This is a genomic window from Streptomyces sp. N35, assembly GCF_016464295.1.
In the GTDB taxonomy this organism is placed as follows: domain Bacteria; phylum Actinomycetota; class Actinomycetes; order Streptomycetales; family Streptomycetaceae; genus Streptomyces.
This window is the reverse complement of the sequence record NZ_JAEIMH010000212.1, coordinates 1-709: the sequence shown is the minus strand read 5'-3', so window position 1 is coordinate 709 and position 709 is coordinate 1. Positions and strand designations below refer to the sequence as shown.

1 pseudogene is annotated in these 709 nt (G+C 66.9%); it reads left to right on the top strand.

Going from position 1 to position 709, the window contains the following annotated elements:
* Nucleotides 1–51 precede the first annotated feature (51 nt).
* Nucleotides 52–709: pseudogene (locus tag JAO81_RS41925) on the top strand (NTP-binding protein); the annotation flags it as partial.

The following is a 709-nucleotide window of genomic DNA, read 5'->3' as shown; positions in this document are numbered from 1 at the left end:
AGCCGCTGCCACGATCAACTCGGCCCGCCGCAAGACCATGAGGAGGGCCGCGTGAACGCCGAGAGGGCCGAGGACATCGCTGCTCGCAATCAGTTGACCGGCGCACCGATTCCGCCGCCGGCCAACCCCATGGCTGTGGCCCGGCACTTGGGATCGGCATGGATGCGCGGCCAGGCGCTGACGCTGCGGCACTGGCGGGGAGCATGGATGCAGTGGAAGGGCCCGCACTGGCGGGAACTCGACGACCAGGAAGTCCGTGCCGACCTGTACCGGAAGTTGGAGAACGCCACCTACGAGCAGACCGTCAAAGGCGAGGTAGAGGTACGCGACTGGTCGCCGACGAAACGGAAGATCGCTGATCTGACCGAGGCGATTACCGCCGTCACCCACCTGCGCCCGTCCGTCGACGTGCCCCAGTGGATCGGTGATCCCGCCTCTGCGCACGGAAGATCCGCACCCGTGGTGGCCTGCCGCAACGGGCTGCTGAACGTCTGCGACCGGGAACTGTCGCCCCTCACACCGGAGTTCTTCAACCTGGTGTCCGTCCCGTTCAACTACGACCCCGATGCGACCGCCCCGCACTGGCTGGCCTTCCTCGAACAGCTATGGCCCGATGACCCCGGCTCGGTCGAGGCGTTGCAGGAGTGGTTCGGCTACATCCTGGGCGGGGCCACGGACCAGCAGAAGATCATGCTGATGGTCGGCCCGT